This is a genomic window from Micromonospora sp. WMMD710 (assembly GCF_029626045.1).
Taxonomy (GTDB): Bacteria; Actinomycetota; Actinomycetes; order Mycobacteriales; family Micromonosporaceae; genus Micromonospora.
Genome location: NZ_JARUBD010000001.1, coordinates 3,956,227 through 3,978,737, shown reverse-complemented (window position 1 = coordinate 3,978,737; position 22,511 = coordinate 3,956,227). Strand labels below are relative to the sequence as shown.

The following is a 22,511-nucleotide window of genomic DNA, read 5'->3' as shown; positions in this document are numbered from 1 at the left end:
GTGTCACCGGCGGCTCCGTCCAGTTCGCCTCATCGAACCTATCCATTGAACACGGTGCGTGGAGCGCTGGTATACGCACGACGCATATCGTCAAGGACCGTCGATCATGGAGACCTCAGGACGGGCGATACATCTGCACCGCCTCGATGACCACGTTCCAGCGCTCCCGCCCGGCCGCCGGGCTCAGCGCCCTGCCGTCGGCGGCGACGACACCAGCGCCGCGCAGCACCGCTAGGTGGCCCGCATATGCCGGATGGGCGGCCAGCTCCGCCTTCACGTGCGGGAAGGCAAGGATCGGTAGGCCCGCGCCCAGTGACTCATTGAGGACTCCAAGCGCCAGTGTGTCGTTGATGCCCAGCGCCCACTTCGTCACCGTGTTGAACGTGAGCGGCGCGGCCACCACCACATCAGCCGGTGGGTGCGGCTCGGGGTCGCCGGGCATCCGCCACTCGACGCGTACGAGATAGCCGGTCTTGTCTTGCAACGCCGCCCGGTCGAGCCAGGGGGCCGCCGTGGGACTGACGATCATGCACACCTGCCACCCGTCGGCGATCAGCAGGTCGACCAGCTCGTCGATGTGTTCCGCCGGCCCCGCTGCGCAGACGACCAGATGCAGCACCGGACGTTCCGTCATGCCCGCAGTCTGCCCGACCCGGCCGTCACGTAGTCGACCGCATACGCGCAGCGCATGCCCTCGACGATCACCATGACATGCCGTCGTGCCTGGTCAACCGCGAGGGTCGGCGCATGGCCCGGGGCGGGTGCTGGCTCCGGAGTTGTCCGGCCCTCATCGGCGCAGCCCCGCACCCACCCGCCCCGGCGTCCCCCGACCCCGTCGACGTCTCGGAGCCGCCATGAACACCCCGCAAAGCCCGGAAGGTGCCATCGTCGACCGTTGGCTGCGGCTGGTCGTGGCGGACGTGGAGCTGTCGCCGTACCTCATCGGGGTTGACCTTGATCGGCTCGCCGCGCATCTCACCGCGAGCCTGGCGCACGGGTTCGACGGCGAGGCGAACCAATGGCGTGGCCTCGGGTTGTCGGAGGCGCAGCACCGCCGGATCGTCGACTACCTCGTAGGGGCGCTGCCGGAGGAGCAGGACCACCTGCCGGACGAGCAGGTCGCCCACGTGCGGCGGGCCTTCGTCGATGACCGGGCGGCCTCCGACTTCTGGTGCGCCCTCGAAGATCGCCGGCCCGGCCTGCTGCCCAGTCGTGAGGCGCCGGTGTTCTTCGCCGCGCTGGGCAGTCTCGTGGCAGGCGGGGACGATGCGGCGGGCCGGGCGGCGCTGCTGCTGGTGCTCGCCCGCGCGTACCGTTATTTTGACCTGCTCCCACACGCCACCGCCGTAGGTGACGCGCTGCTCGCCACCGTCACCCGCCACGGGCCGCATGCCCTGTGGAAGGCCGCCGTGGAGCGCGCCACGCGCGCGATCCGTCGCGCCGCCGCGCAGGTCGGCGACGGCCCGGCCTGGTGGCACGTCCAGGTGATCGATCATGACCGGCCGTCGCCCGACATCGCCATCCTGACGGTACGTCCCTGGCGGCGACTGCCCTTCCAGCCGGGCCAGGCCGTGCCGGTCTGCACACCCCGCGTGCCGGGGCATTGGCGCTGGCTCTCGCCGGCCAACGCCCCACGCCCCGACGGCACCGTCGAGCTGCACGTCCGCGCCGTACCCGCCGGCGCCGTCTCCCACCGCCTGGTCCGTGAGGTACGCCCCGGAGAGCTGCTCTGGCTCGGCCCACCCGACGACGCCGGCCTCAGCCTCGACGCGGCACGATCCGATGATCTGCTGCTCGTCGCTGGCGGCACCGGGTTGGCGCCGCTGCGCGCCCTCGTCGAGCAGGTCGCCGCCGCACCGGCCGGCCGACGGGTGACATTGGTCGTCGGCGCGCGCTCGTTCACCGATGCGCTGCTTAGCCGCCTCGCCCACGATCTGCACGAGCGGGGTCGCCAACTCGACCTCGCCCAAGCCGAGAACCACCGCATCAAGAACGCCCTCCGCACCTGGCAGACCCACCAGGCGAGGTCGCGGCACAGCAGGACACACCCGCCGTATTCACCAGGACATCCGGATGCGTGACCTGCTGACGCCGAGGGTGATCATGCTGATCCACTGCCCCATGTCGCCAACCTGGACGCGTGATCATTTGGGACGTGGCAGACGGCCTCGACGTTGTAGCTGCGGCAACACACGCCGCCCTCGGAGTTGAAGCATCCCAAAAGGAGTGCCACGCGAAGGTAGTCTGCACAGCGGGTAGCGAAGCCCGCCTGGGTGACGGGCGGATGCCCTGGGCGCTCCGGGCCCGGACGTCGACGGTGCCGAACACACGGGGGAAACCATGTTCGAGCGGCTGGGCAGATTCGTTGTGGGCAGGGCGTGGTGGGTGATTGCCGGGTGGGTGCTCGCGGCTGCCGCCATCATCCTCACCACACCATCGCTGAGCGACATCACCTCCGCCGATCAGGAAAGCTTCCTGCCCCGCTCGTACGAGTCCGTGCAGGCCACCGAGCTCGGGCAGAAGGCGTTTCCGCAGCAGGCCACCTCGACGGCGATCATCGTGGTCAAGCGCGCCGACGGTCAGAAGCTCACGCCGGCGGACGAGGCGAGAGTGGGGCAGCTCGCCCAATCGCTCAAGGCCAAGAACATCCCGCGCACGTCCGGCTACCTGACCGGTCCGCCAGCTGTGGCGCCGGACAAGTCGGTGCAGGTGGTCAACGTCGGGCTCGACGCCCCTACCCCAGACGACCCGGCGTTGCTCGACGCCGTACGCGATCTGCGCGCGGACATCGGCCCGGAGCTGGCGAACAGTGGGCTGACCGCGGGCGTGGCCGGCGACGTGGCGAGCTTCGTCGACAACGAGGACACCTTCAACAACGCCTTCGCCGTGGTCGGCGTCGCGACGATCATCCTGATCATCGGACTGATCCTGATCATCTTCCGCAGCCCCATCGCCGCGCTGCTGCCCGTGGTGGTCGTCGGCGTCGTTCTGAGCATCACGACGGGTCTCGTCGCCGCCGCGGGCAAGGCATTCGATCTCAGTGTCAGCCAGGATCTACAAACGATCCTGCTGATCGTGTTGTTCGGCATCGGCACCGACTACATCCTGTTCCTGCTCTTCCGCTACCGGGAGCGGCTGCGCGCCGGTGACGACAAGCGCACCGCGATGATCGTCTCCGTCCAGCGGGTCGGCGAGGTCATCACGTCGGCCGCCGGGGCGGTCATCGTCGCGTTCCTCGTGCTGCTCCTCGCCTCTCTGGGCTTCTTCGGCTCGCTCGGCCCGGCGCTCGCGATCGCGGTCGGCGTCATGCTGGTCACCTCGCTCACTCTCGTCCCGGCGGTCATCTCGCTGCTCGGCCGGTACGTCTTCTGGCCGTCGAAGGCGTGGCAGCGTGCGCCCAAGGCGACCATCTCGCACCGGCTCGGCACCGCCGTCGGGCGCCGGCCGGCACTCGTCGCGGCGGCATCCGGCGTCCTCCTGGTCGCGCTTGCGGCAGGCGTACTGGGCTACAAGGCCGACTACGACTTCAGCGCCGGCTTCCCGCAGGACACCGAGTCGGCGAAGGCCGCGCAGGACCTGCAGCGCGGGTTCGCCGCCGGTGCGCTCGCCCCTACCGAGGTCTACCTGACCACCAGTAATGGGTCACAGCTGACCGAGCAGCAGGTCAACGACTTCGCCGCGGCCGTATCGAAAGCCCCGGGTGTGGGCCAGGCGCAGCCCCCGGAGCGCAGCACCGACCCGAGTGTGGCCCGGGTCAACCTGCTGCTCAACGAGAACCCGGTCTCCAACGAGGCGATCACCCTCGTCCGCGAGGACCTGCGCGGTGCCGTGCACGCGGCGGCCCCGCCCGGCACCCGGGCGCTGGTCGGTGGGACCACCGCGATCTTCGCGGACATCAACTCGGCGAACAACCGCGACCTGTCGGTGATCCTGCCGGTCGCGGCCGGGCTGATCGCGCTCATCCTCGCGCTGTTGCTGCGCAGCCTGGTCGCGCCGATCTACCTCGTGATCGCGGTGCTGCTAAACTTCGCCGCCACGCTGGGTGCCACGGTCTACCTCTTCCAAGGGCTGCGGGGCGAGCCCGGTGTCACCTTCCAGCTGCCGATCATCCTCTACCTCTTCGTGGTGGCGATCGGGACGGACTACAACATCCTGATGATCGCCCGACTACGCGAGGAGGCGCGGGAGGGCAACGAGCCACACGAGGCTGCCGCCATCGGAGTGGAACACGCCGGCCCGACCGTCGCGGCGGCCGGACTGATCCTGGCAGGGACGTTTGCGGTGCTCCTGCTTGCGCCGATTTCGTTCCTGCAGCAGATGGGCTTCGCGGTGGCGATCGGCATCGTGCTGTCGGCGTTCGTCATGTCGATGTTCTTCGTTCCGGCGTTGACCGCGCTGATCGGGCACAAGGCGTGGTGGCCGGGGCACGGCGACGAGCGGCCGGCCAGCGGGCCGCACACCCCGCCGGAGCCGACGACCGTGGCGAGGGGATAGCGCGAGTTGCCCACGCGGAGGGTCTCGACGCGGTGCGCCGAGTGGCGGGGCCAGCGGCGAGGTCGGCCCATCGGCCTACCCCTGCAATGTCTGGAACCAGGACTGCTGGCCGATCGAGCTGTGACCGAAGGTCACCCTCGGTTACCGGGTGCCTGAATACCGATAGCTGGTTCGGAGGATGCCGTTCCCACAGATCACACTGACCGGGGATCGGCATCCTCATCAGTACGGATAGCCGGGGACGTTGAGTCGCACGCTGTACAGGCCGGAGTCGTTCCTCGGGCCTGAGGTGATGTAGAGGGTCTGCCGGTCGGGGCCGCCGAACGCCACGTTTGTCGTACCGGAGGTGCCGGAGCGGATCGTGCCGAGCGGGTTGCCCGTGGGGGAGTAGACGTGGATCAGGGAGTCCGAGCCGGACGCCCAGTACACGTTGCCGGCGCAGTCGATCGTGACGCCGTCCGGCCCGCCGAGGTAGTTCACGAAGACGCTGCGGGCGCCGGTGCTGCCGTCGGGCTGGACGGCGTACCGGTAGATCCTGTTCTCGGAGTAGGCGCCCACGTACAGCGCGGTGCCGTCCGGCGAGAGCGCGATGCCGTTGGGCTGGCGCAACCGGTCGTCGACCAGGGACACCTGACCACCGGAGACGCGGAAGACGCTGGTACGCCCGCTCAATTGGTCCGGGCGGTTGCCGCGCTGGAAGGTGGGGTCGGTGAAGTAGGCGACGCCGTCGGAGCGGACCGCCACATCGTTGGGCGAGTTGAACGCCCGACCCTGGTAGTTCGTGGCGATGGTGCTGCGGGCCCGGTCGCTGATCCGGTACGCGGACACGTTGCGCTGGTCGTGGGTGGCCGCGATGATCTGCTGGGCGTCGGTGCTGAGGGCCAGGCCGTTGCTGCCGGCGTTGGCGAGGAACGTGTCGAAGGTCGCCGGCGGGGTGAACCGGCGGATCGTGGACGGCTGGACGTTGTACGGCCCGGTGCCGGCCGCCATGTCGGAGAACAGCAGATAGCCGCCGTCGGCGACCCAGACCGGGCCTTCGAGGAACGAGAAGCCACTCTGGATCTTCGTGGCCGTCACGGAACTGCCCGGCAGCGGCGGGCCGTAGCCGGTCCCCGTCGGGCAGACCCCCGGTGGTGTGCCGGGCGGATTGGCGAGGGCCGCGCCGGCGGGCAGTGGCGCGGTGCTGAGCGCGACGCACAGGCCGGCCAGCGCGGCAATGGTGGGACGCCAGGTCATCGAAATACTCCAAGGGACGGGTCGGTGCCTCCGCGGGCTGTCTCCGCCCGGCGTGACGAATGGGTACGTCAGGCGTTCGTGTCACCGAACTCGCGTACCCCGTCGACGTCCAGCGTGATCCGCCCGTTCTCGGTCCACTGGCCGGTGGCGGGGAGCCAGCTCGGGTCGTCGCGTTCGTCGATGTCGCTCCAGCTGTGCCGGTGGTGCCGTAGCTGGATCGGCCCGGTCGACGCGCCCGGTGCGAGCGTCCCGCTGGTGAAGGTCAGCTCGACCCAGCCGGGGACGGGCGTGCCCGGCGGCGGGTAGGGCGGCGCTGGCGTCGACATCGTCGACGGCGCGCCCGGTGGGATGAAGAACTGCACGGTCTGCCGGATCCTGTCGCAGCCCAGCGTCGCCCAGTCACAGTTCGGCACCAGCGAGGTGTTGCCGCCCTCGAAGCGCAGGTGGTAGCGCACCCGCACCGTCGTCAGGTCCAGTGGTCCGGTGCCGGTGTTGGTGACCCGCAGGAGGTGCTGGATCTGGTTGTTCGTCGGCGCCCAGTCGAGGTTGAGGTAGCTGACCGTGGCGCGGCCGGAGGCGGTGCGCACGGTGGTGGCGGGCGAGCTGTCGGAGTAGCCGCCGAGTGCGCGGGCGGCAACCGCGATCCGGTACGTCGTGCCGGGCGCCAGGTCGGTCAGCGTGATCGTGGTGTCGGTCGTGGTGCCGAGCCAGCGGTACGTGTTGGGGCCCAGCGGGACCTGCACCTCGTAGTTGATCGGCTGCTCGGCGGCCGGATCGCCGATCCAGGTGGAGGGTGCCCAGCTGAGGGTGAGCTGGTGAGGTTGGTTCACCACCACCGTCGGGCTGCCGGGGGTGCTGATCGCCGGGCCGTCGGCGCGTGCGGCGTTGACGGCGAGCAGGCTCGCCACCGTGGCTACGGCGACGGCGGCGATGACACGGCGAGCGGACATGGTCCGAATGCTAGGGCGATCCGGAGCTAATTCATAGCCGGATGTCAATATGTGGACGGGCTTCATCCGTTACACGACGTAGTCGGCTTGAAGATAATGCCTGGTCAGCCGACTACCCACCGTGAACCCTGTCATCACCAACGGCCTCGGCGTCGGCGACCCAACGGCCGCCGCGGGGCCTCTGACGGGAGAAACACATGCGTGCTCAGAAGCAGACCCGGCGAGCGTCCGTACTCGTGCTCGGTCTCGTCGTGGCCGGGGCGGTGGTCGACGACTTCCGCCCCAACGGCGGCCCCGCGACCGCGCCGACAACCGTCGATTCGGGCGCGTACGAGGAGGATGCGTTCGCCGGCAACTGGTCCGACACGGCGTACGCCATCTGCGCGACGGCGTAGGAAACTGCTCAACCGGTGCGGCCGCCCCGCGAACGCGCGGTGCGGCCGCACCATCGACTGATCGGCTCAGGAGCCGCCCTGGCGCTGAATCCGCCCGTCGCCCGAGACCTTGGCCCGGCCCAGGCCACCCTCGGTGCCGGCCGGGCCGGTCGCGGTACGGCGGTGCCGTTGGTCGGGCGAGTGTTCCATGGTCGAGCCCTGGCGGCCCGGAGCGCCGCTGCCCGAATGCCGCCGGCCTCGCGCCGACTCGCCGCCGCTGTCGTGTTTGTTCTGCTTGTGGCTACCCATCGCTCGCGCGTACCCGGTCACCGGGCGGCTAGTCACCAGCGCCGAACAGCTTGCCCGGCCCCGTACCCGGCGGTGCGTTCGACCCGCCGATCTGACCGTGCTGCGGATCCGGGTCGGGCAGAGCGTGCTCGATACCGCGATATGGCGTCGTCGCCAGCCGCCTCCCCGCCGACGCCGGTGTGGGCCGCCGGAACGGCTGGTCGGCCGAGGAGTGGCTGGCCTATCTGCGCTGGGCGGCCGATCAGGGCCAGGCCCGGGGCGTGGAAACGGACGCGGTGGAGATGGCGCTACGCCGTGGCGCGGAGACGGGCGTCGAGGGCGTCGAGGTCGGGGACGAACCAGATGTGCTCGGCCTTGTTCGACTCGTGCACCAGGGCGCGTAGCGCCGAGCTGCCCTCCAGCCGCGCCGAGATGTCACCGACGACGGCCAGGCGCAGCCGGTAGTTGACGAACTTCTGCATCACCTCGCCGGCGAAGCGGGTGCCCAGCGAGAAGAAGCGTTCGTCGAAGCGGTCAGCCGGCACGGCAACCACCTGGGCGCCGGCGAAGGCCGCGCCGATCAGGTCCAGCGCGTCCTGCTCGGTGGCGATGGTCGGTCCGGCCGGGTCGCAGACCAGCACCTGCACGCCCGCGCGTTCCTGGATCTCGTCAGGCATCGGGGACCTCCCGGTCGAGTAGGCCGTTGTCGGCGTTGAGGACGGCGTCGAGCAGGTGCAGCAGTTCGGCGGCGGCGGCGGGAGCACCCAGGATGATGATCTTCAGGCGGTGGCGCTCCTCGTCGTGCACCGTCTGCACCCGCAGCGGGTTGGCCTGATCGTGGCCGGTGTTGGCGCTGGCCAGCATGAGCGTGCCGAGGCGGTCGGCGGCGGCCCGGTCGACCCCGTCGATCTGCACGATGCTCGACACCTCCGCCGGCCCGACGACGCTGGCCGCCGCCGGGCGCTGCCCGGTGAGCGCGTCGAGATCGGTGGCGGCGATCCGGTACTGCTTGCCGATCCGCACCGCCCGCAGCCGACCCGAGCGGATGTAGCCGCGCACCGTCCGCACGTGTAGGCCGAGCCGGTCGGCGACCTGCTCCACCGAGTACATGTCTTCCATCATCGTTCCCTACGGTAGCTCGGATAGGGAACTTTAGGTAATGACGCGGCCTGATTCGTCGACGGCATCAACTCCAAAGGGCCCGCAACACCCCCGCCCCGCCCTTGAGACGGCGAGGTCGAGCGCGCCGAGAACGCCGGGTACGCCAAACCAACCGCGCCCGCGCTGTCGGAGCGTTCCAGTACCGTCTGGAAACCATGGACGCGCGGCTCGGCGACGCCATCATCGGGCGGGATCACCCCGCGGGTCTGCTGCGCGCCGAGCTGGACCGGGCCGCCACCAGCCACGGGGGTCTCGTTCTGGTCACCGGGGAGCCCGGCATCGGCAAGACGACCCTCGTCACGTCGGCGGCGCGGCAGGCCCGCCAGCGCGGCGCGCTCGTGCTCGGCGCCGCCTGCTGGGATTCCGACAGCGCTCCCGGCTACTGGCCGTGGGTGCAGGTGCTGCGCGCCCTGCGGCGCTCCGCCGACGACTGGGCGGTCGCACGGCCCGACGCGGAACCAGCCCTCGCGGCCCTGCTCGGCGAGACGGCGAGCACCGACGACCTGCGCAGGCTCGCCGACGGCTGGGCGCCCGAGGACGCCGGCCGGGACGTCGCCGACCAGGAGGCGTTCGCCCTGTACGACGCGGTGACCGCCGCGCTGGTCGCCGTCTCCCAGCGCCGGCCGGTCGTGGTCGTGCTCGACGACCTGCACTGGGCCGACCCGGCCTCGCTGCGGCTGCTCGGGTTCGCCGCCCAGCACACCTGGTTCGAGCGGCTGCTGCTGATCGGCACCTACCGCGACGCCGAGGTCGAGTCAGGCGAGCATCCGTTGCGCCCACTGCTCATGCCGCTGGTCGCCAAGTCCACCACGATCACGCTCACCGGCCTGGCCCGTGACGAGGTCGCCGCCCTGATGGCACGGACGGCCGGACGGGAGCCCGACGCCGGCCTGGCCGACGAGGTGCACCGGCGCACCGGCGGCAACCCGTTCTTCGTCGAGCAGACCGCCCGACTCTGGCACGCCGACGGCACGACCGGCACCATCGCGCCCGGCGTACGGGAGGCGGTGCGGCGGCGGCTGGCCCAGTTGCCCGCGCCCGTGGTCGAGGCGCTGACCGTCGCCGCCGTGCTGGGCCGCGAGTTTCACCGGCAGGTCCTGGCGGCCAGCGTGGCGGCCCCGGCGGCACAGGTCGACCGGCTGCTCGACCGGGCGGTGACCGCCCGGCTGGTGGCCGCCCGAGGTGGCGGCCGGTTCGCCTTCGCCCACGACCTCGTCCGGGAAACCCTCTACGACGGGTTGACCGACGACGACCGGCAGGCCCGGCACGCCGACGTCGTCCGGGCCGTCGACGACCTCCGCGAACTCACCGATCGACTGGTCCCGGCCGACCTCGCCCGCCACGCCTACCTCGCCGGCCCCGCGCTCGACCGCGCCCGGGTGGCCACCCTGCTGGTCGCCGCCGGCCGGGACGCGTTCGCCCGGCTGGCCACCGACGAGGCGGCCGTGCACTTCCGCCGGGCGCTGGATGTCGTCGAGGACCGGGCGCAACGGGTGCGGATCCTCGTCGAGTTCGGTGAGGCGCAATACCACCACGCCGGCCGGGACGAGGCCGGCCAGCTGCTCACCGAGGCCGCGACGCTGGCCCGCACACTCGACGACCCGGTGCTGCTGGCCCGCGTCGCCCTCATCGTGAACCGCGCCCGCCAGGTCGAGACCGCCGACTCCGTCGAGGCGGCGGAACTGGTGCGCGAGGCGTACCGGCAACTGATCGGCGAGCCGGACGCCACCGCGTCGGTCGGCACGCTGATCGCCGACCTGATCACCGCCACCGAGACCATCGCCCGGCGAGGGCAGGACGACGAGGCACTCACCTTCAGCCTCTGGGCCCGCCACGACACCACCTGGGGGCTGGGCACCGCGGCGGCCCGTGCCGCGCTGACCACCGAGATCCGGGACGTGGCCCGTCGTACGGGAGACCGGGAAACCGAGCTGTGGGCCACCTCGTTGCGTTGGGTGGCGCTCCTGGAGCTGGGCGACCCCCGATTCGTCGACGAGTTCACCACCTTCGTCACCGCCAACGAGCAGGGCGACCTCGCCCGACACCGGATGGCGGCGGCCGTGGACAGCGGGATCATCGCGGCCTTCCGAGGTGACTTCGCCGAGGCCGACGAGCGGTTCACCGACATCACCGACGTCGCCGACCCGAGCCACGCCGAGTTCGGGTTCATGGGTCATCACCTGCGCTGGTCCCGGCTGGTGCTCCAGGGCCGGTTCGCCGAGGCCGGCACCCTGCTGGACGCGCTGGCCCCCATCGACTACCCCTACCGGGAGCTGCTGCGGGCCATCACCGCCGCCGAAGGCGGCGACGCCGAGACGGCGATCCGGCTGACCGCCGGCATCGAGGCGACCGGCACCCGCTACCCGCGTCCGGTGTCGCCGCTCTGGCTGCGGTTACGCGCGCAGGTCGCCGCCGCATCCGGTGACCCGCGCCGCTGCGACGACGTGCGGGCCGCGCTCGCCCCGCACCGCGGCCAGTGGGCGGTGGGGCTCTTCGGCTGCGACATCAGCGGTCCCGTCGACCACTGGCTGGCGTTGATCGACGCCGCCCAGGAACGCTGGGACGACGCCATCGCCGGCTTCACGGCCGCCCGTGACTCCGCCGACCGGATGGGCTCCCGGCCCTGGTCGCTCATCGCCCGGGCCGGCCTCGCCAACGCCGTGGCGGGCCGGGGCCATCCGGGCGACGCCGCGACGCTGGCCGAGCTGCGCGCCACCACCGCCCGGGAGGCCACCGCCCTCGGCATGACGCAGGTGCCGCACCGGCTCGCCGACCCGACCCCAGCCGCGGCCCAGGCCAGCCCCGCACGGCAGGCCGTCGCGCCGGCCATCGAGGGGTACGAGTTTCGGCGCGACGGGCCGGTGTGGCAGCTCGCGTACGCCGGTGTCGTGGTGCACCTGCCCGACGCCAAGGGGCTGCACGACCTGCACCTGCTGCTCAGCCGCCCCGGCAGCGACGTGCCGGCGGTCGAGCTGCTCGACCCGGCCGCCGGCCCGGAGCTGGTGGCCGCCCGCCGGATGGGCGGCGACCCGATCCTCGACGACGAGGCGAAGGCCCGCTACCGGCGGCACCTGGCACGCCTCGATGAGGAGATCGACCGGGCCGCCGCACGCGACGACGAGCGGAAGGTGGCCGCACTGGACGCCGAGCGCGGCGCGCTGCTCGACGAGCTGCGCGCCGCGGCGGGGCTGGCCGGCCGGAGCCGCCGGCTGGGCGACGAGGCCGAGCGGGCCCGCAAGACGGTCACCGCGCGGATCAGGGACACGCTGCGCAAGCTCGACGACCGGCACCCGGCCCTCGCAGGCCACCTGCGCGAATCCGTCTCCACCGGCAACACCTGCCGCTACCTGCCCGCCAACCCACCGCACTGGCAGCTCTGAAGCCCGCCGACCGGGTCAGCGGCGGTTGTACCGGTACATCGTCAGCGTGCCGAAGACGAGCACGAAACCGGCGCTCCACGCCAGCAGCCACATCATGGCCGACGGGTCCGACGCGCCGTCCATCACCGCACGGACCGCGGCCACCAGCTGGGTGACCGGATTGACCTTCACGAACGCCTGGAGCCAGCCGGGCATGGTGCTCGGCTCGACGAAGACGTTGCTGAGGAACGTCAACGGGAACAGCACCATCATGCTGACCCCCATCACCGACTTCTCGCTGCGCAGGATCAGCCCGAAGAACGTCCACACCCAGGAGAACGCGAACGAGAAGATCACCAGCAGTCCGATCCCGGCGGCGACTCCGGCGACCCCGCCTCCGGGGCGGAACCCGAGCGCCAGCCCGACGCCCAGGATCACCAGGGCGGCGAGGATGTAGCGCAGCACGTCGCCGAAGATCATGCCGACCAGGGCGGCCGGGCGCCACACGGGCAGCGTGCGGAAGCGGTCGAAGATGCCCTTCTCGATGTCGGTGTTGAGGCCGATACCCGTGTACATGGTGATCATCACGACGCTGGTCACCATGATGCCGGGCAGGAAGAACTGCAGGTAGTCGCGCGGGCTGTCGGCGAGGGCGCCACCGAACAGGTACGTGAACATCAGCACCATGATGATCGGGAACGCGGTCACGTCGAAGAGCTGCTCCGGCACGTGCTTGATCTTCAGCAGGGCCCGCCAGCCGAAGGTCAGCGACGCGCCCAGCGCGCTCGGTCGGGGCGGCCGGGCACCCGGTGCCAGGACGGTCGCCAGCGCCTCGGCGGACGGGACGTAGACCGACGGGGCGCGTTCGGTCGTGGTGGTGGTCGCGTTGCTCATCGGGCTGCCTCCAGCTCGTCGTCGTGCTCGTCGGCCGACACGGCCGGGTGATCGGTCAGGGCCAGGAAGACCTCGTCCAGGCTCGGCTGGCCGAGGGAGAAGTCGTCGACGACGATGCCGGCGCGGGCCAGGTCGCCGAGTGCGCGGGCGGCCTGCGCGCTCGCGTCGAGGTCGCTGCCGGCCTCGCCGACACGCGCGGTCAACGCCACCGGGTCCGCGGGGAGCTGCACCGGCACGTTGAGCGCATCCCGGAGCACCTTCTCCGCCTGGGGCCGCTGACCGGGGTCGCGCAGTCGCAGGTGGACCGTGCCGGAGCCGACCGACGACTTCAACTCGCCCGGGGTGCCCTCCGCGATCACCCGGCCGTGGTCGACGACCGCGATCCGCCCGGCGAGCTGGTCGGCCTCGTCGAGGTACTGGGTGGTCAGCAGCACGGTCGTCCCGTGCGACACCACGGCCCGGACGATCTCCCACACCTGGTTGCGGCTGCGCGGGTCCAGACCGGTCGTCGGCTCGTCGAGGAAGAGCAGGTCGGGCGTGCTGAGGATGCTCGCGGCGATGTCGATGCGCCGCCGCATCCCGCCCGAGTACTTCTTCACCTGCCGGTCGCTCGCCTCGGTCAGACCGAACGCGGCGAGCAGGGCGGCGGCGCGTTCGCGGGCGGCCGCCCTGGGCAGGCCGAGGAGGCGGGCGAGGAGCACCAGGTTCTCCGTACCGGTCAGGTCCTCGTCGACCGAGGCGTACTGCCCGGTGAGGCTGACCCGGCTGCGGACCTTGTCGGCCTCGGTGACCACGTCGTGCCCGAAGACCCGGGCGGTGCCGCCGTCGGGGCGCAGCAGCGTCGCGAGCACCCGGACGGCCGTGGTCTTGCCCGCCCCGTTCGGGCCGAGCAGGCCGTAGACGGTGCCGGCGGGGACCTGAAGGTCCATGCCAGCCAACGCCCGGGTCTCCCCGAACGAGCGGGTGAGACCCTCGGCCTCGATGGCCAGGCCGGTGGTGCGTCTATTCATGATCCTTACCTTTCGTCGGGCGTGTTCAGGAGACGTAGGGCCGTGCCGCGCGCCCGTCGCGCAGCGCCAGACCCCACCAGCGCAGCTGGTCGAGCAGGACGCCGGCGTCGTGGCTCAGCTCGTCGGTGCACTGCGGTGTCGGTTCGCCGGCGAGCAGGTCGATACCGACGACGTCGCGCACCGTCATCGCGTGTAACGCGGTGAAGACCGTCCGCAGGTGATCGACCGCGTGCAGGCCGGTGGACCGGCAGCCGTACGACACGAAGCCGACCGGCTTGGCCTGCCACTCGTCGTACGCATAGTCGATCGCCTGTTTCAGGGGTGCCGGGAAGCTGTGGTTGTACTCGGGGGTGACCACGACGAACGCGTCGGCCCGGCCCACCTCGTGCACGAAGGCCTTGATGGACGCGGTCGGCGCGGCCGGGTAGCTGGCCGGGAAGTCGTACTCGCTGAGGTCAACGACCGTCACCGTCAGGTCGTCGTGCCGTTCAGCCTGCTCGACGAACCAGTTGGCGACCCGGTCGCCGGCCCGCCCCTCCCGGGTGCTGCCGACGATCACAGCGATCCGCAACGGTGTCACATCGTCACCTCCTCCCTTCCTGAAGGCGCGAGGTGACGGCCGCCGCCCGCTAGATCGGATCTAGCGGGCGGTGTTTTGGGGCCGCGATGTCGGTGGGATCGGCTTGACTGGGGTCGACGGACGGGGGAATCGGATGGCACAGGCACACATCGAGCCGTGGAGTGAGAGCGATCTCGACCTGCTGCGACAGCTCAACTCACCGGACACCCGCAAGCACACCGGCGGCCCGGAGACCGACGAGCAGGTGCTCGCCCGGCACGACCGGTACGTGCATTTCGCCGACACCGGGCAGGGGTGCATGTTCACCCTGGTGTTGCCGGACGGCGCGCGGGTGGGCAGCGTCGGCTACTGGGCCCGCGAGTGGCGCGACCAGCCGGTGTACGAGCTGGGCTGGGCGGTGCTGCCCGCGTACCGGGGGCAGGGGCTGGCCACCGTCGCGGTGCGCGCGGCGCTCGACGTGGCCCGCGCCCGGCGGGACCGGCGCTACGCGCACGCGTACCCGTCGGTCGACAATCCCGCCTCGAACGCGGTCTGCCGCAAGGCCGGGTTCACGCTGCTCGGCGAGACGAGTTTCGAGTACCCGCCGGGGCGGATGATGCGCTCCAACGACTGGCAGCTCGACCTGGCCGCCCCGCCGACCGGGGGCTGAGGTCGGCGGCGGCGGACACCGACTCGGCGTCGGTCACGTCCAGTGGTACGAACCGGGCGTCCGCGCCGGGCCCGGCCGAGGCTGGGACCGGCGGTACCACCCTGGGTGGTCCTGCCCCGGGCATGCTGGACGCATGACGAGCAGCGGCCTGCGGCGTGACGATCTGGCGGCGTTCCTGCGTACCCGTCGCGTCCGCCTGCGCCCCGCCGAGGTCGGCCTCCCCGACGGGGTACGTCGGCGCACCCCCGGCCTGCGTCGGCAGGAGGTCGCCCAGCTCGCCGGGATGTCGATCGACTACTACATCGGGCTGGAGCAGGGCCGGGGGCCGCGCCGCGTACCAGGTATTGGCCTGGAACCGTCTGGCCACGTACTTCGTGGGAGATCTCGCGGCCGTGCCGGACGCGGACCGCAACATGATTCGCTGGACGTTCCGCCAGGCGGTGACCGACGCGCACTGGACCGATGCCGACGCACGCCGGTTCGTGCACAGCACGGTGGCGGACCTGCGGGCCGCCTACGGCCGCTACCCGGGCGATCCGGCGATTCGTGAGCTGGTCACCGAGCTGCTGGGCACCTCGCCCCGGTTCGCCCGGCTCTGGGCGGAGCACGACGTCGAGGAACGCCGTCCCATCGTCAAGCGGGTGCCGCATCCCGACCTGGGGTCGCTGGAGTTCGAGTGCCGCGTGCTGCTGGTGCCGGAGACCGAGCAGCGGCTGATCGTCTACGTGCCCGCGCCCGACTCGCCGACCCAGGCGGTGTTCCGTCGGCTCGCCGAGCGCGTCGGCACCTGAGCCGTCCGGGGGAGCCGCACCGCAACGAGCGTGATGCCCCACAGTCATCAAGATGACTGTGGGGCATCACGCATTGGAGCGAGCGGTCAGCGGGGGACGTAGGCGAAGGTGTCCGGGTTCGGGCCCTGCCGCCCGGCCTCGCCCTTGTTCAGGTCGGTGATCCGCTCCATCGCCGCGTCGTCCAGCTGGAAGTCGAAGATCCGGGTGTTCTCCTCGATCCGCTTCGGGGTGGTCGACTTCGGGAAGATGATGTCGCCGCGCTGCACGTGCCAGCGCAGCACCACCTGCGCCGGGGTCCGGCCGACCTGCTCGGCGATGTCGACCACCGTCGGGTCGTCCAGCACCTTGCCCTGCGCGATGGGTGACCACGCCTCGGTCAGGATGTTGTGCTCGCGGCCGTACGCGCGAACCTCGTCGTTGGTGAAGTACGGGTGCGCCTCGATCTGGTTGACCGCCGGCACGACGCTCGCCTCGTCGGCGAGCCGCTGCAGGTGCGACACCTGGAAGTTCGACACACCGATCGAGCGGGCGCGGCCGTCGCGCTGGAACTCCTCCAGCACCTTCCACGTCGAGACGTAGTCGCCGTCGTACAGCGTCGGCAGCGGCCAGTGGATCAGGAACAGGTCGATGTAGTCCATCTTGAGCGCCGCGAGCGTCGAGTCGAACGCCTTGCGCGCGTCGTCCGGGCGGTGGAAGCCGTTGTTCAGCTTGCTGGTCACGTACACCGAGGCCCGGTCGAGGCCGGACATGCGCACCGCCTCGCCGACCTCGGCCTCGTTGCCGTACATCTCTGCGGTGTCGATGTGCCGGTAGCCCGTCTCAAGCGCGGTGGTCACCGCCGCGACGGTGTCCTTCGGCTCGATCTGGAACACCCCGAAGCCGAGCTGCGGAATGGTGGTGCCGTCGTTCAGGCTGATGTCGGGAATCGTGTTGGCCACTGCGGCTCCTTCGCTTTTTTTCGTTACCTGTTCATCCATACCCGCCTGGGTGGGCGATTCACCGCCCAAATCAAGGTGACGAGCGCAACGGCGGTTCGGTTCACCCTGTCGTGTCGAAGAGCACCGGCCACGGCCGCGCCCCCGCCGCGGAGGGCGGCGCGAGCGGGGTGGGCTCGGCGGCGGCCAGCACCTCGGCGGCGAGCTGCCCGACCATCGGCGCGGCCGGATGCGCCGACCGGTGCGGCCAGGCCGCCGACGTCCGCTTGACCACCGGCGTGTCGGCGATCGGTCGCCACGCGATCCGAGGTTCCCGCCGGGCGGCCGTCGCCGGCTCCACGGCCGCCGCGCCGCCGGCCAGCACCAACCCGAACAGGAACTCCGGGTTGCGGGCCGGTCGGACCCGGGCCGGTCGCCAGCCCTGCCGGCGGCACACCGCCAGCAGGTGGTCGTGCCAGCCGGGCGCGGTGGCGCGGGGCGCGGCCACCAGGTCCAGGCCGGCCAGCTCGGGTGGTGAGTTCGTCCAGCAGCGCCCGCAGCGAGCGCGGTGAAGGGTGGGGAGGTGCTCGACTTCGGCGACCACACCATCGAGGTGGTCGGCTCGCTGCACAGCCGCAACCCGTCGTACTCGGTGGCGTTCCCCGGGGTGCGGGTGAGCCAGCCGGCGCTGCCCGCGACCATCGAGGACCTGCCGGAGGGGGACACGCTGGGCTACCTGCTGCGGGTCGAGCACGGTCCGTCGGTCTACTTCACCGGCGCCAGCGACGTCGCCGAGCGCAACCTCACCGGGCTGGCGCCGGACGTGGCGATGGTGGCCATGCAGAGCGCCACCACCACCGGCGACTACCTGCCCCGGCTGCTGGCCGGCCTGGACTACCCGAAGGTCGTGGTGCCGGTGCACTACGACAACTTCGAGACCCCGCTGCGGAACCCGCCGGTCGTCGCGCCGGCCGACCGCGCCCGCCTGGACGACATGATCGCGGCGGTGCGCCGGATCTCACCGCGGAGTCGGCTGCTGGTGCCCGAGTACGAGACCGCGGACCACTTCTGACCGGTGCCGGCGGACGTGGCCGCTGCCGGCTCAGGCGGCGGCCATGTCGGCCAGGGTGCGCACCGACTTCCCGTTGCGGGTGGTGGCCACGACGGCGAGCTTCTTCTCCAGGTACGCGTTGGTGAACTTCGACCGGCCGTAGCCGCCGTCGGGGAAATGCAGGTAGACCTCCCGGCCGGTCACCGTGAACGCCACGTTCTCGCCCCCGGGCACGGTCAGCGCGTCCACTGTGGCCTTCGCCGGAGCGGTCGCGAGGAAGGCCACCAGCAACCTCGTCGGGTCGGCCTCGACCTCGGCGTACGGGTTGCCGCCGGCCACCGCCGCCAGCTCCCGGGCGCTGCGCACCAGCACCGGCACGGTCAGGCCCAGCTCGTCGGTGAGCGCCCGCTCGATCCCGCCGGCCAGCTTCTCGGCGTCACGCACGGTGCTGCCGAACACCACGTTGCCACTTTGCAGGTACGTCCGGACGTCGTCATGCCCGAGGTCGGTGACGATCCGGCGCAGGTCGGCCATCGCGAGCCGGGTGGTGCCGACGTTGACCCCACGCAGCAGGGCGACGTACCGGGTCATGGGCTCCTCCTCGGTGCGGGCCGACCCGCTCAGCGTAGGGCGACCGGCCCGAGATGTGCGGGCTGCCGGGCCGAGCCTCTGACGGCTACCGTCCAGGAATGCGATCCGCGCGCCCGATCGGGCTGCTTCTCTCCGGTGCCGCCGTGCTGCTCTGGGCGGTCGGGATGACGGTGCTGCAACCGTTGACCGAGCCGATCGGCCCCTGGTCGGAGCGGCTGCCGGGCAACAACGCCTACTGGGCACGGGACCTGCGGTTCGTGGCGATCGTCGCGGTGGTGCTCGGGCTGTTGCTGGCCGGTCGGGGGCAGCTGAGGTGGAGCGGCCCGGCGGTGGTGCTCGGTGGTGTGTGGATCGCGGCCGACGTGGCGATCGACCGGTCCGACCCGGCCGGTACGCCGTCGACGGTGCTGCTCGCCGCGGGCGGCTGCGCGGTGCTCGGTGCGCTGGTGGCGGTCCTGTCGTGGCGGGAGCGCGGCGCGCCGCCCAGCACCGACCGGAGGGCGGTGACCGGCACGGCCTGCGTGGCCGGGGTGCTCGCGGTGGTGGCCGCCGGGATCGAGTCACCGACCGACCGGGAGCCGGAGCTGACCCCGGCGGCCTTCGTGACCGGCGTACTCCTGGTCGCCCTGACCGTCGTCGCCGCCCTGGCGGCGGCCCCGGCCCGCACGCGGAGCCGCGGCCTGCTGGCCGCCGGGCTCGGCGCGGTCGCCGTCGCCGGTGTCGCGCTGATCCGGGCGGTCCCGCCCGGCACGCGAATCCTGCCGATGGTCGCCCTCGGCGCGGTGCTGCTCACCGGTGTCACCCTGCTGGCCTGGGACTGGCCGGGAGGCCGGCCGGTCTGGCGGCATCACACCCTGGCGGGTTTCGCCTCGCTGGTCGGGCCGGTGCCGATGCTGCTGGTCGCGGGTGTCGCCATGATGGGGCTGCTGCCGATCGGCCCGACGTTCACCGCGCTGGCCGGCAACAGCCCGATCAACTCCGCCGATTCCGACGTGCTGCTCTCGCTGGCCGGGGTGCTCGCCGGGCTCGGCATGGCGCTGCTGCTGGCCTGGCCGGCCGCGCTCGGCCACCGGCCCGGCCCGCCGAGGTAGCGCGGCTCACTCCACGACCGGCAGGACGACCTCGTTGCGGCGCAGGAACCACGGTTTCCACGGCGGGTCGTAGCGGGCGTACCGGATGGCACCGGTGGGTTGCAGGCCGGCCGCGGTGACCGACCGGCCGAGCACGGTGGCCCGCTGGCCGAACGCCCGCTCGGTCCACCGGCCGGAGAAGCGCATCGCGGCCGCGAGCTGCGGTGGGATCTCCCGGATCCGGACCCGGGGATCCACCGGCTCGGGCAGGGTGGCGGCGGTGAAGGCGGCTGGCATGACGAACTGGATCAGGTACGCGCCCGGCCGCTCACCCTCCTCCTGGACCACCGGTACGGTCATCGCGATCCTCGTCGTCCCGGGGGCCGCCCGCGTCACCGGGGCGGTCGTCCCGATCGGCTGGCGGACCCGGTTGGCGCCGCCGATGTAGCCGGCCAGGGGTCGCAGCGCCTCGATCGGCGCCCGGATGAACGACGACTGGACCCGTACCTCGGCGACCAGGTGGGCCGGATAACGGCGCAGCTCGAAGCCGGGGTGTCGGGACACCACCCGGTACGGCTGCTGTTCGGTCATCGCGCGCTCCCAGGATCTCTGGGACGAACGCTACCGCCCTCCGGGCTCCCGCTCGGCCGAAGTCGGCCGGCCCGACCTCGGGGTGACGGCCCGCCAGTACTGTCGTTTGCCCTCGTCGCGCAGCACCACCCCGATGCGGCCGAGTTCGCGGCGCAGCTCCCTCGCGTCGTCGTGGCGGTCCCGTCCGAGTGCCCGCTCGCGGGCCCGCAGCAGGGCGTCCGCGCCGGCGGGCAATCCGGGCAGGTCGGGCACCCAGAGTCGGTACGCCGACCGGTGTGGGTCGGCGTCCGCCCAGCCCCAGCCGTGGGTGCGGAACGCCGCCGCGAGCTGGGCGGTCGGCAGGTCCGTCGATTCCCGGGCCAGTTCCGCGTCGTCGGCGTCGAGCAGCACCAGGTGCTTGTCGTCGACGAAGACGACCCGGGTCTCCGCCCGTGCGACGCTCCGGTCGCTGCCGGCGCGGCGCAGCCGGACCTGCGCCGCGTCGACGGTGACGATCAGCCGCTCGGCGGTGCCGATCGCGCCGACGACCAGACCGCCCAGGACGCCCACCGCGATCGTGCCGATGGTGGCCTGCGGCTCGGGCAGCCGGTCCAGCAGCGTGATGAAATCCTGGAACGGCACCCAGGGCAGGCCGGCGAGCCAGCCCGTCGTGGCCGCGAGGAGCCATCCGGCGCCGGCGCCGAGCAGCGGGAAGCCGCCCCACAGGACCGCCAGTTCCAGCGGCCCGCCGGTGACCACGGTGCGTGGGCCGTAGCCGTCGCCGGCCATGCTCAGGACACCTCGCGACGGAGCGTCCGGACCAGACCAACGGCCATCGGCAGGACCAGCCAGACCAGCAGCGACACGGCCAGTCGGCCCCACTGCCCGCCGGTGAGGTGGTCGGTGAAGAGCGGTTCCATGGTCCGGCTGGTGTCCAGCCAGCCGGCCGGGCCGCGCAGCGGGCGTACCAGTTCGCTGAGCACCGACCAGAGGGTGGGCAGCAGCAGGTAGCCGACGATGGCCAGCGGCGGGTTCAGCAGGAGCAGGCCGAAGGCGGCGCCCATCAGCACGTTGGCCACCTGGAAGATGACCGCGTTGCCGATCAGGGCGGCCTCGACCCGCCAGGTGCCGGCGCCGCCGGTGGCACCGGCGACCAGCGTCCCGGCGGCGGCGATGGCCAGGCTGGCCAGCACCGAGGCGAGCGCGGTCAGCACCACGGCGATCAGCTTCGCGGCCACGACGCGTTCCCGGCGGGGCACCAGCGCGTACGTGGTGAGGGCGGTGCGTTGCGACCACTCGCTGGTGATCGACAGGATGCCGAGCACCGGCAGCAGCACCCCGACCGGCAGCAGCGAGGGCGTGAAGAAGTTGACGAACGTCTGGTCGGCGTCCTTCGCGTAGATCAACTGAAGGGTGACGATCGCGGCGGCGATCAGGCCGATGGTGATCAGCAGCCAGCGGCCGGCCCGGGTGTCGACGAGCTTGCGCAGCTCCACGACGGTGAGCCGGACCAGCGACGGCCGGTCTGCCGGGGCGTGCTGCCGGGGCGCGACGGCGCCGGCGGCGGGCGCGGTGGTGGTGGTCATCGGACGGCCTCCTTGGTGGATTCGCCGGCGGTCAGGGTGAGGAAGAGCTGTTCGAGGCCACCGCTGCCGGCGGGCCGCAGCTCGGCCAGCGCGACGCCGGCGTCCGCGGCGGCCTGGCCGACCGTCTCGGCGTCGGCCTGCACGAGCAGGCCGTCGGTGCCGTCGGCGGCGCTGAGGTTGGCCGCGTCCAACGCCCGGCGCAGCGCCGCGCCGTCGCGCGCCCGCACGAGCGTGCCGCCACCGGCGAGCAGTTCGTTCTTGTCGCCCTGGGCCACGATCCGGCCGCCCCCGATCACCACCAGCCGGTCCGCGACCGCCTCCACCTCGCGTAGCAGGTGGGAGGAGAGCAGCACGGTGCCGCCCCGGTCGGCGAAGTCGCGCAGCAGCCCGCGCATCCAGAAGATGCCCTCCGGGTCCAGGCCGTTGGCCGGCTCGTCGAGGATCAGCACCCGGGGGTCGCCGAGCAGCGCCTGGGCCAGGCCGAGCCGCTGGCGCATGCCCAGTGAGTACGCCCGTACCCGCCGCTTGGCGGCCACCGCGTTCAACCCGACCAGGTCGAGCTTCGCGGCGACCTCGCGCCGGTCCAGACCCATGGTGTACGCGGACAGCGTCAACGCCTCGCGGCCGGTGCGCCCGGCGTGCTGGGCGGAGGCGTCCAGCAGCACCCCGACCTCCCGTCCCGGGTTGGGCAGCTCCCGGTAGGGGCGGCCGGCGACGGTGGCGCGACCGGCGGTCGGCGCGGTGAGCCCGGTGATCATCCGCATGGTGGTGGACTTGCCGGCGCCGTTGGGGCCGAGGAAGCCGGTGACGGTGCCCGGCTCGCAGTGGAAGGACACGTCGTTGACGACCGGATGTGGCCCGTACCGCTTGGTGAGGTTCTCCACGGTGATCATGCGGTCGAGCGTGCCCGCGCCGCCCGGCCATCTGCAGCGGCCACCGGTCG

The 22,511-nt window shown here is 72.0% G+C and carries 24 protein-coding genes; 8 read left to right on the top strand and 16 right to left on the bottom strand.

What is annotated here, in order from left to right:
* Positions 1-115: 115 nt before the first annotated feature.
* The gene (locus O7620_RS18315; protein WP_278124012.1) at positions 116-634 is read right to left on the bottom strand and encodes a flavoprotein; all 519 of its coding nucleotides are present in this window, start codon (positions 632-634) and stop codon (positions 116-118) included.
* A 220-nt stretch (positions 635-854) separates the two neighbouring features.
* Here O7620_RS18315 and O7620_RS18310 point away from each other — a divergent pair, with 220 nt between their 5' ends.
* Together O7620_RS18310 and O7620_RS18305 are read left to right on the top strand one after the other, a co-directional pair.
* Positions 855-2,081 carry an FAD-binding oxidoreductase gene (locus O7620_RS18310; RefSeq protein WP_278124010.1) on the top strand — a complete coding sequence of 409 codons (1,227 nt, stop codon included), beginning with the start codon at positions 855-857 and terminating at the stop codon, positions 2,079-2,081.
* Positions 2,082-2,385: 304 nt separating this feature from the next.
* Positions 2,386-4,494 carry an MMPL family transporter gene (locus O7620_RS18305; protein ID WP_278124009.1) on the top strand — a complete coding sequence of 703 codons (2,109 nt, stop codon included), beginning with the start codon at positions 2,386-2,388 and terminating at the stop codon, positions 4,492-4,494.
* A 222-nt stretch (positions 4,495-4,716) separates the two neighbouring features.
* Here O7620_RS18305 and O7620_RS18300 read toward each other — a convergent pair whose 3' ends face one another.
* Both O7620_RS18300 and O7620_RS18295 read right to left on the bottom strand, forming a co-directional pair.
* Complete coding sequence (locus O7620_RS18300) at positions 4,717-5,730, bottom strand: SMP-30/gluconolactonase/LRE family protein (RefSeq protein WP_278124008.1); 1,014 nt, start codon at positions 5,728-5,730, stop codon at positions 4,717-4,719.
* Positions 5,731-5,798: 68 nt separating this feature from the next.
* A complete protein-coding gene (locus O7620_RS18295) occupies positions 5,799-6,680 on the bottom strand; it encodes a cellulose binding domain-containing protein (RefSeq protein WP_278124006.1) in 882 nt (293 codons plus the stop codon).
* A 197-nt stretch (positions 6,681-6,877) separates the two neighbouring features.
* On the opposite strand from O7620_RS18295, the gene O7620_RS18290 reads away from it, so the two are divergent.
* Positions 6,878-7,075, top strand: coding sequence for a hypothetical protein (locus O7620_RS18290; protein WP_278124004.1), 198 nt, complete (start codon positions 6,878-6,880; stop codon positions 7,073-7,075).
* A gap of 66 nt (positions 7,076-7,141) precedes the next feature.
* On the opposite strand, the gene O7620_RS18285 is transcribed toward O7620_RS18290, so the two are convergent.
* The 3 genes from O7620_RS18285 to O7620_RS18275 all read right to left on the bottom strand — a co-directional run bounded on the left by O7620_RS18285 (position 7,142) and on the right by O7620_RS18275 (position 8,464).
* Complete coding sequence (locus tag O7620_RS18285; protein ID WP_151487585.1) at positions 7,142-7,363, bottom strand: hypothetical protein; 222 nt, start codon at positions 7,361-7,363, stop codon at positions 7,142-7,144.
* 287 nt (positions 7,364-7,650) lie between these two features.
* The gene (locus tag O7620_RS18280) at positions 7,651-8,019 is read right to left on the bottom strand and encodes a DUF4180 domain-containing protein (protein ID WP_278124002.1); all 369 of its coding nucleotides are present in this window, start codon (positions 8,017-8,019) and stop codon (positions 7,651-7,653) included.
* The gene (locus tag O7620_RS18275) at positions 8,012-8,464 is read right to left on the bottom strand and encodes a helix-turn-helix domain-containing protein (RefSeq protein ID WP_278124000.1); all 453 of its coding nucleotides are present in this window, start codon (positions 8,462-8,464) and stop codon (positions 8,012-8,014) included. Before O7620_RS18275 ends, O7620_RS18280 begins: the two co-directional genes overlap by 8 nt.
* Before the next feature lie 194 nt (positions 8,465-8,658).
* On the opposite strand from O7620_RS18275, the gene O7620_RS18270 reads away from it, so the two are divergent.
* On the top strand, positions 8,659-11,883 hold the full coding sequence (locus O7620_RS18270; protein WP_278123999.1) for an AAA family ATPase: 3,225 nt from the start codon (positions 8,659-8,661) through the stop codon (positions 11,881-11,883).
* Between the two features lie 15 nt (positions 11,884-11,898).
* On the opposite strand, the gene O7620_RS18265 is transcribed toward O7620_RS18270, so the two are convergent.
* From O7620_RS18265 to O7620_RS18255, 3 genes are read right to left on the bottom strand one after another with little or no spacing between them, the layout of a single operon-like run.
* Positions 11,899-12,756, bottom strand: a complete 858-nt coding sequence (locus O7620_RS18265; protein WP_151487581.1) for an ABC transporter permease — start codon at positions 12,754-12,756, stop codon at positions 11,899-11,901.
* Complete coding sequence (locus O7620_RS18260; RefSeq protein WP_278123997.1) at positions 12,753-13,766, bottom strand: ATP-binding cassette domain-containing protein; 1,014 nt, start codon at positions 13,764-13,766, stop codon at positions 12,753-12,755. Before O7620_RS18260 ends, O7620_RS18265 begins: the two co-directional genes overlap by 4 nt.
* A gap of 25 nt (positions 13,767-13,791) precedes the next feature.
* Complete coding sequence (locus O7620_RS18255) at positions 13,792-14,346, bottom strand: NAD(P)H-dependent oxidoreductase (protein WP_151487579.1); 555 nt, start codon at positions 14,344-14,346, stop codon at positions 13,792-13,794.
* A 133-nt stretch (positions 14,347-14,479) separates the two neighbouring features.
* Here O7620_RS18255 and O7620_RS18250 point away from each other — a divergent pair, with 133 nt between their 5' ends.
* Both O7620_RS18250 and O7620_RS18240 read left to right on the top strand, forming a co-directional pair.
* Positions 14,480-14,995, top strand: a complete 516-nt coding sequence (locus tag O7620_RS18250) for a GNAT family N-acetyltransferase (protein ID WP_278123995.1) — start codon at positions 14,480-14,482, stop codon at positions 14,993-14,995.
* Positions 14,996-15,387: 392 nt separating this feature from the next.
* Positions 15,388-15,786 carry a hypothetical protein gene (locus O7620_RS18240; protein WP_278127046.1) on the top strand — a complete coding sequence of 133 codons (399 nt, stop codon included), beginning with the start codon at positions 15,388-15,390 and terminating at the stop codon, positions 15,784-15,786.
* Between the two features lie 86 nt (positions 15,787-15,872).
* On the opposite strand, the gene O7620_RS18235 is transcribed toward O7620_RS18240, so the two are convergent.
* Together O7620_RS18235 and O7620_RS18230 are read right to left on the bottom strand one after the other, a co-directional pair.
* Positions 15,873-16,724: an aldo/keto reductase gene (locus O7620_RS18235; protein WP_278123993.1), complete on the bottom strand. Its 852-nt coding sequence runs from the start codon at positions 16,722-16,724 to the stop codon at positions 15,873-15,875.
* Between the two features lie 100 nt (positions 16,725-16,824).
* A complete protein-coding gene (locus O7620_RS18230) occupies positions 16,825-17,304 on the bottom strand; it encodes a LysR substrate-binding domain-containing protein (RefSeq protein WP_278123992.1) in 480 nt (159 codons plus the stop codon).
* Between O7620_RS18230 and O7620_RS18225 the strand changes: the two genes are divergently transcribed.
* Complete coding sequence (locus O7620_RS18225) at positions 17,284-17,772, top strand: hypothetical protein (RefSeq protein WP_278123991.1); 489 nt, start codon at positions 17,284-17,286, stop codon at positions 17,770-17,772. The genes O7620_RS18230 and O7620_RS18225 overlap by 21 nt on opposite strands.
* A 30-nt stretch (positions 17,773-17,802) precedes the next feature.
* On the opposite strand, the gene O7620_RS18220 is transcribed toward O7620_RS18225, so the two are convergent.
* Positions 17,803-18,342, bottom strand: a complete 540-nt coding sequence (locus O7620_RS18220; protein ID WP_151487576.1) for a DUF1697 domain-containing protein — start codon at positions 18,340-18,342, stop codon at positions 17,803-17,805.
* A 98-nt stretch (positions 18,343-18,440) separates the two neighbouring features.
* Between O7620_RS18220 and O7620_RS18215 the strand changes: the two genes are divergently transcribed.
* Positions 18,441-19,433 carry a hypothetical protein gene (locus tag O7620_RS18215; protein ID WP_278123989.1) on the top strand — a complete coding sequence of 331 codons (993 nt, stop codon included), beginning with the start codon at positions 18,441-18,443 and terminating at the stop codon, positions 19,431-19,433.
* 6 nt (positions 19,434-19,439) lie between these two features.
* Here the strand turns inward: O7620_RS18215 and O7620_RS18210 are convergent, their stop codons facing one another.
* From O7620_RS18210 to O7620_RS18195, 4 genes are read right to left on the bottom strand one after another with little or no spacing between them, the layout of a single operon-like run.
* On the bottom strand, positions 19,440-20,003 hold the full coding sequence (locus O7620_RS18210) for a heme-binding protein (RefSeq protein ID WP_278123988.1): 564 nt from the start codon (positions 20,001-20,003) through the stop codon (positions 19,440-19,442).
* A 30-nt stretch (positions 20,004-20,033) separates the two neighbouring features.
* The gene (locus O7620_RS18205) at positions 20,034-20,771 is read right to left on the bottom strand and encodes a hypothetical protein (RefSeq protein WP_278123987.1); all 738 of its coding nucleotides are present in this window, start codon (positions 20,769-20,771) and stop codon (positions 20,034-20,036) included.
* Positions 20,772-20,773: 2 nt separating this feature from the next.
* A complete protein-coding gene (locus O7620_RS18200) occupies positions 20,774-21,568 on the bottom strand; it encodes an ABC transporter permease (protein WP_278123986.1) in 795 nt (264 codons plus the stop codon).
* Positions 21,565-22,461, bottom strand: a complete 897-nt coding sequence (locus O7620_RS18195) for an ATP-binding cassette domain-containing protein (RefSeq protein WP_278123985.1) — start codon at positions 22,459-22,461, stop codon at positions 21,565-21,567. Before O7620_RS18195 ends, O7620_RS18200 begins: the two co-directional genes overlap by 4 nt.
* Positions 22,462-22,511: the final 50 nt, after the last annotated feature.